5 protein-coding genes are annotated in these 7,567 nt (G+C 57.9%); 2 read left to right on the forward strand and 3 right to left on the reverse strand.

All coding sequences use genetic code 11. The features are described from left to right. Nucleotides 1-6: 6 nt before the first annotated feature. Both ROO76_07825 and bamA read right to left on the reverse strand, forming a co-directional pair. Entirely contained in the window at nt 7-783 is a 777-nt protein-coding gene (locus tag ROO76_07825; GenBank protein ID MDT8068061.1) for a SurA N-terminal domain-containing protein, read from the reverse strand. Continuing rightward, entirely contained in the window at nt 783-3,905 is a 3,123-nt protein-coding gene (bamA, locus tag ROO76_07830; protein ID MDT8068062.1) for an outer membrane protein assembly factor BamA, read from the reverse strand. The genes ROO76_07825 and bamA overlap by 1 nt, the downstream gene beginning before the upstream one ends. 110 nt (nt 3,906-4,015) lie before the next feature. Here bamA and ROO76_07835 point away from each other — a divergent pair, with 110 nt between their 5' ends. Continuing rightward, nucleotides 4,016-5,044: a ThiF family adenylyltransferase gene (locus ROO76_07835; GenBank protein MDT8068063.1), complete on the forward strand. Its 1,029-nt coding sequence runs from the start codon at nt 4,016-4,018 to the stop codon at nt 5,042-5,044. A 131-nt stretch (nt 5,045-5,175) separates the two neighbouring features. Beyond that, complete coding sequence (locus tag ROO76_07840) at nt 5,176-5,790, forward strand: hypothetical protein (GenBank protein MDT8068064.1); 615 nt, start codon at nt 5,176-5,178, stop codon at nt 5,788-5,790. A gap of 80 nt (nt 5,791-5,870) precedes the next feature. On the opposite strand, the gene ROO76_07845 is transcribed toward ROO76_07840, so the two are convergent. Further along, nucleotides 5,871-7,567: hypothetical protein (locus ROO76_07845; GenBank protein MDT8068065.1), on the reverse strand; the 1,697-nt coding region annotated here is incomplete at its 5' end.

Raw genomic sequence — 7,567 nt, forward strand, 5'->3', positions numbered from 1 at the left:
ATCGAACTATTTCGGATCCTTCACCGTCTTATCTGCCGCGGCATTTCCGGCGCCATCGTTGTCCGTCGTAATGTGGATTTCGCTCTGGCTTCGCAGATTCGCCAGCCAGTCCTCCAGCACTGTATCCATCTGCTTCTGCACCAGCAGCTCGCGAATACGCGGCCGCAATTCGTCGAGCGATTCGGCGGCCTTACCCGTCTTCTTCACTGCGGGGACAAGTGTCTGGCTGTAGTAGTCCTGAATATCTTCGTTGCTGACACGCACGCTCGGCCGCAGGCGCAGCTCGACGAAGTGCATCACGGTCAATTGATTCTCGAGTGCGGCATTGAATGCGGCATCCGTCAGCCCATAACTCCGCAGTAATTCGTGCCATCCTTTGTCAGTCTCCGCACCCTGCAATTGCGTCCGGATCTCATCCTCACGGTCGGCCAGTTCTTGCGGCGTCGCGCTGTAATCCGCCTGCATCTGCTGCGCCAGCAGAACGCGATCGATTAACCGGTTGAGCGCCTGCTCGCGCTCTTCAGTCGTGAAAGTCTCGGGCGGCCTTCCCTGCAAAAATCCCTCGAACCGCAAACTGTCTTCCCACTCGCTCTGCAATACCGGTTGGTGATTCACGGTCGCAACGATCCGGTCGATCGTCTGCACCTCCTGCCCAAGCGCCGCGAAGCAGGCCATGATCACGAAAATCAACACGTCCCGCGGACGAATCCGTAGCGTCGTCTTCTCGGCTGTGGCGAAGGCGGCGTCCGGCCTCTTCTCCTCGACCTTTGCAATCACCGTCATCAGAACGTCTGCCCAATACTGAAGAACACGTTGAACCTTCGCATCGTCTCGTAGTGCGGTACCGCCGGCGCGATCGGGTCCTTGATCGGAAATACCGCCGGGTTCAGGTTATAGCCGAAATCGATGCGCACCGGCCCAATCGGCGTCTTATACCGAACCCCGGTTCCGACCGCGTGCGCAATAAAGTTGAAATCGCAAGTCCCCGCCGCCGAGGTATCTTTGCAGCTGTTCGGATTCTTCTGCTTCCACCGGAAAAAGTTTGAAAAAAGATCGTCTGCCGTCGGAAAAACGTTCCCCATGTCGTGGAAAAATACCAGGCTGAGGTTTTGACCAACCCACGGCAGGTTCATCGGAGGCAACCGCAACTCGATATTGTTTATGAAATCCGCACTCCCGCCGATCGGCGTTCCCGAAGCCGGGTCCCGTGGCCCAGCCTGGTTGATCGAGAATCCACGGTGCGAGTTCCCTCCGCCCTCGAAGAAGCGCTCCGGCAGCGGTACCACCGGTGATTGTCCCGGCAAGCACGTCGGACAACTCCCGTACGGCGCCTCATACCCGAACCTGGTCGATCGCGCCAGCACGTATTTCTTCTTGAACGTGTAATACGTCGAATTCTGCACGAAAATCCTGCCGAAGTTGGCCTCTGATCCGAAGTATCCGCTCGCAATGCCAAAGTTTGCGATTGTGTAGTTCCCCTTCGTCGAGTCAAGCGGATCGTCGCGCTGATCGCGAATGAAAGCGACGCTTGGCATTCCCACGCGCACCGGTTGCGAGTTCAGCGCAATCGTTGTCGGATCGAAATTCGGGGGCAAATCGCTAGCCTTCACCCGTCGGTAGCTGAATCCATATAGCATCGTGATGGACTTGTTCACGTGATGCTCGAGTTGCGTCGCTTCTTCCAGTCTCTCCGATGTAAAAGTCGTCACGTCCCGTGTGTTGTCGTAAAACGTGCTGATAGTGAATTTCAGGTTGGGATTGTCAAACAACCTTGGCGCCTCGAACGTCAGCAGAACGCGCTGCTGCAGCGCACCCAAACTCGACTTGAATATGATGGACTGGTCCTTGCCGCGGAAATTCAGCCGCGTCACGTCGAACGATACGCGCGGGCTCACGCCCGTCTGCCCCTGCGGCGACGTCCCCTGGCCCGCATTCACGCCCGTCCCGATTTCCACTCCAAACCCGTAGTTGAATGTGTATCTCTTCGCCTCTTTGATCTCGAACAGCAGGTTTTTCTTTTCGGCTGTCCCGTCAGGGTTTTGGACCGCCATATCGACCTGGTTGAAAAGTCCGAGATCATAGAGGCGGCGCTGGCTGTCCAGCATTGCCAACTGGCTCAGCGCATCGCCTGACTTGATCGAGATGTCGCGATCCACGATCGCTGGCCGCGTATTCTCCAGTCCGGTCACGTAGACGTTATCGACGAAAACTCTCGGCCCCTCCTCGATCTCATACCGAACGTCCATCCTGTTCGGGTCTTCTTTCGCAGGCTCGAAGAAGGGCATCACCTGCACGGACGGGAACCCGCGATTGAAATAGTAGTTCAGAATCAGGTCGCGATCTTGTGCCACGTTAACTTGCGAGAACGGCTGCCCCTTGATCGTCGACAGCATGTCCTTCAAGTCGCTCTCAGGAAAACTCTTGTCACCGGTAATGGTCATCGAGTGAACCAGCAACTGCGGCCCCTCGACAATGCGGAACACCACTCCCATCCGTTCCGCGTCGTTATCGAGGTTATCCTTCACATTTGCCTTCACTTCGACCTTACTGAAGCCATTCGTACGGTAGAGTTCAGTGATGGAATTCGCGTCTCGGGTCAGCAGCGACTGACTGTACCGTCCATGAGAAAGCAGCCATCCCGCTGGCTGAATCGTCATCCGTTCGCGGATCAGCGAAGAGGGGAAATACTTATTTCCCTCAATCTTGACACTCGTAAGTTTGTGGCGAGGCCCACGATCGATCATATAAACAATTTCGACGTGCTTGTTCTGCTGATCGCGGATTCGATTGAAACTGACTTTGGCGTCGAAGAAGCCGAGCGTCTGCAGGTAGTCCGTTAGGTTCCGCCTGCCCTCATTCAGCAGGTCGTCATCCACCGCCCCCTCTTCGTAGACCGGAACATACCGCTTCAGTGTCGACTGTGAGAGCTTCACGCCATCCGTCCGAATTTCTACCGTTGGCCCCGGATCAACGGAAAATGTGTACTCCACAGTATCGCTGGCGTCGATGTACTTCCGGCTCAGCAGCGTGGTCTGCGCCTCAAGCCGGGTTTCGCCTTGGAACCTCTTCCTCAGCTTCTTCAGAACCTTCGTCACCGTCTGGGCCCGAACCACGTCGCCCGTGTGCAGACCTGTGATCTCCTGAAACTCCTTAGAACTGAACCCGCTGCTCCCCTCGACAATGACATTTCCCACACGCGCCTGCCGACCTGCCGCGACGTGGAACAGGATGTTGACCTGCTGCCTTTCCGGAACGACTGTTTTCTCCGCCGTGACCCTCGCCCGGTAGTACCCGTCGTCCTGCATCACCTTTTCTATCAGTGGGAAGGCAGCCTGCAGCTTTTCGTCGGTAAGCAGTTCACCCAACTCGAGGTTCGAAGCATTCACCAGTTGCGCTTCATTGGGTCCCTTCTTCGGCAACCCCACCACGCCCACCGCGCCGACAAAGTGGTTCCTCGTAACCGCAAACGTGAGGTCCACTCCGTCCCCGCTGCGCTTCGCCTCCACCGAGATGTCGTCCAGCAATCCGGTGGCGTAAAGCGCACGGATGCTTCGCTGGATCTTCACCCGGTCCAATGGCTGCCCTACTTTTTGTTCTACTCGTTTGGAAAGGTCCGCTTCCTGGTCAGCCGACACTCCGCGGAACCCGATACTCTTCACCGGAATGCCATACGGAACAGCCTTCACCATTGGGTTGAGCGAGGTTCGTTCTGGCGCTGGCCTCGTTTCCCCCTGCTGCCCTGCCGCACACACCACCGCCAGCAGGAGACACATCGCCAACCGGATTCCCGCGCGGTAGTAGTGCCGTAACAATGCAATCCCCAATTTAAGAAACCCGTGCCCCACATGTGCCGCAGTTAGCAGATATGGGTACTCTCCCGCAACGCCGTCATTCCGAGCAGCCACGCGCGGTTGTGCGGCGGAGTCGACGGACCCGCATTTCCCCACAACTTCACGTCTGCTCGAAAACTCTAACTGGAGCGCAGGCCCTTATAATACCTTCCGGACCGCATTTCATGGACTCGAACTTGCGTTTGGAAGATCGGTACTCCCGGCAAATTCTCTTCTGGGGCATCGGCGCGGAAGGCCAGGCCAAACTCGCACAGAGTTCGGTCGCAGTCGTCGGCTGCGGCGCCACAGGTTCAGCCCTCAGTTCGCTACTCGCTCGCGCCGGAATCGGCACCCTTCGCGTCATTGATCGCGATTATGTCGAGTCCTCCAATCTTCAGCGCCAGGTCCTCTTCGATGAATCCGACGCCGCCGAATCTTTCCCCAAGGCCATCGCCGCCCAGCGAAAACTCCAGTCGGCTAATTCGTCCATCAAGATCGAAGGCCTCGTCGCCGACCTTACTCCCGACAACATCGAAGAGATTCTCGACGGCGCAGACCTGATCCTCGACGGTACCGACAATTTCGAAACCCGTTACCTGATCAACGATTACGCCGTCTCGAAGAATATTCCCTGGATCTACACCGCCGCCGTCGGCAGCTATTGCGTCACCATGAATATCCTGCCCGGCGAAACTGCCTGCCTCGCCTGCGTCTTCCCGGATTCCCCCGAGGGTATCGTCGAAACCTGTGACACCAGCGGCATTCTCAATTCCGCAGTTAATGCCGCCGCGAGCCTGAGCGCCACCGAAGCCCTCAAGTTTCTCGTCGGCGCTCGCGACAAGATGCGCCGGACTTTGCTCTCTTTCGACGTCTGGGAAAACGATCGCGCCGAGATCTCCGCCACCAAACCGCGCACCGGGTGCCGCGCCTGTGGCGAACGCGATTTCGTCCATCTCGCCGGCGAAGCCGCTCCGCACATCTCCATGTGCGGCCGCAACTCCGTCCAAATCCACGAGCGCCATCGGCCCATCGACTTCCCTTCGATGAGCGCGCGGCTCGGCCCCCACGGCACGGTTCGCTATAACGAATTTGTTCTGAAGTTCTACCGGGATCCTCTGGAAATGACCCTTTTTCCTGATGGTCGAGCCATCATAAAGGGCACCACGGATACCGGCATCGCCCGTAGTTTATACGCCCGTTTCGTAGGCTCCTGACCGCTAGTACAGCACTCAAAAAGACCTGTTGGGCATCTTCGTACTCTGGCCTACAATCCAACTCCGCAGAGTGCTCCACTTCTGCCGCCGTTAGCAGATGTGGGTTCACGAGATGCCCTTGGAGAAATTCTATGCAGCGCACCCTCACTGCTTTGCTGCTGTTTCTGTTCACCCTACCCGCGTGGGCACAATCCATCCCAGGAACCTTCAACCGCATGCCACCTCGCCGCGACGTTGATCTCTATTCTGTCCCGGTGATCACGACCCCGCAGATCAGCTTCGGTTCGGGTCTCACGCCGCCCGTCATTTCCCTCGGCCAGGAACAGGTTGTCAGCACGCCAACTGGCACGTATCCGCCATCGCTCCTATTGCAGCAAGGAGAATCTTACGAGGAGAACCAGCAACCGAATAGCTGGCCCTATGCCCGACTTCGCCCGGTGAGAATGGCCCGCTTCGACTTCGTTGTCGCGCCCACTGAAGGCGTGGGTCCTGCCCGATCCGAAACGGAGAGCTTAGGGGAAGCCGCCGATTCCATGCGCAAGGGCCCGCCACCCACGCAGCACACCTACACCAATCAGGACATCGATCGGCTGAATAATTCAAACCAGAACTTCAGCACACCTTCCGCGAAGCCGCAGGAACAGCCCGCGCAGCCTCCCTCGAACGTGCAACCGCAGAAGCAACAGTTGCAGGAAAACCAGCGCTCTCCGTTCGCTCCGCAACTGACCGCCGACGCCGACGAATAATTCCTTCACTCTCCGTGCCCCACGTCTGCCGCATTGAGCAGACGTGGGCACCACGCTGCCCCAATCGCACCAGATTATCTTTACTCCTGATCCGAGTTCCCAATAATCATCGTGCTGTTCCGCCCCTTCGTCACCGTCATGATCTCGGTATCCGAACCCTTTGATTGCAGCAGCGTCGTCGCGATCCCCAGTTGCGCCAACGTCCGAGCTTCATCGTCCGGAATCTCTTTCAGCAGACCCGCCGCCCACAGCGGCGAAATCTCAGAAGCCTGCGACAGCAGCGCTTTCCATCCAGCGACCGACGGCCAGTACGCCTTCGGAGCCTGGTTCGGATCGTCGGCATTCGAGTCCGTCTTGAAGATCTTTGCCGCCGAATCCATTCCCTTCTCGATATATTTCTTCGCGTCATCCGTCTCGCCCATGCGCGAATAGGCTCTTGCCAGCGACGAGTAGTGCATCAATTGCTGATCGCCGTTGAGCTTATCGATCCCATCCGCCGCCTTCGAAAGCGCCTGCTCCGCAACGCTCGGCTGTTTCTTCCATGTGACTTGCGAAATATGCATGTAAGTGTCCACACGGAGTGCATCATTCTGCAGCGACGCCGCATTCGCGAGTGCGTCCTGCGGATGCTTTTCTGCGTCTTCCCCGATCTTCGCCGCTTTCTGCATTTCCAGCGGACTCGGGAAACTCATGCCGCCACGCGGTACCGCACCACCACCGCCGCTGCCACTGCCGATCATGAACGACGTGCTCCCCTTCCCTTTTCCGTCGCCCGGCGCGACCGAGTTCATCCCCTGCGGATATTTCGCCAGCAGCGTCTGCACGTCCGTCTGCTCCTTCAGCAACTTGTCCGCTTGCTCCGGGTCGATTGTTCGCAGTGTCGGCAGCAACTGGAAAAGCCGATATTGGTACAGTGAGTTCATCTGCACCGCACCTTGCGCCGAGGCAATGCTGATCATCATCGGCTGGGAACTCTGCGACTGCTTCTCCGCCGTTCGCCGCGCCGACTCTAGTACCGCATCGATTGCCTGGTGCACCAGGCCTGCTGGTAAGTCGTTGGAGAAGCGAACGATCATTTCGGGAAAACCCTCGTTGCTGAATGCCTGCGAATGATCGTGGTTCTGATAGCTGGCCAGCGCCGCTGTAAATAGCTGCTGCTTATCGTCGGCCTGCTCCGGCGTCATCTGCTCCATGATCTTCGACGCCGCGCCATAAGGCATCTCTCCCTCTGCGCTCATCCGGTAAACCAGCCGCAGCGCGTGATCCATTTTCTTCTCGCGCTGATAGTAGTCCAGCAGGGCCTTCAGCACCTGCTCGCGCCCACGCGCATCCAGTTGCGTCAGATACTCATCCGCCTTCTCCGGCGCCAGCGGAACCATCGCCTTCAGCACCTGCTCCTGCAACCGGCCGCCCACCCCCTTCAACCGCTCATTCTGTTGCGCAACTTCTCCCGCCGCGGTCATCGCCTCGTCCAGCAGTTCCAGCGCCTTCTTCTTATCGAACGATTGATACACCTGCGCTACCTGCATCAGCGTATAAGCACGTGAGCCAGGATCCAGAGATCGCGCCCCCGCCGCCGCGCCCTCCAGCAGTTGCATGGCGCGCTCGCGCTGTTCTCCAGTCAGCTTCTTTGGTGCAGAACGAGTGGAATCACCACGTACCTCTCGTGCCTGGTTTTGAATTTGGACGTCTTGTGAAAACGCACCCAAGCAGCATGAAAGAACCGCAAATGTAATCCCGCAAAGACGGCGCATGAAGACTCCTTTTCTGTGGCGGG

The sequence above is a fragment of the Terriglobia bacterium genome, from assembly GCA_032252755.1.
Classification (GTDB): Bacteria; Acidobacteriota; Terriglobia; order Terriglobales; family Acidobacteriaceae; genus JAVUPY01.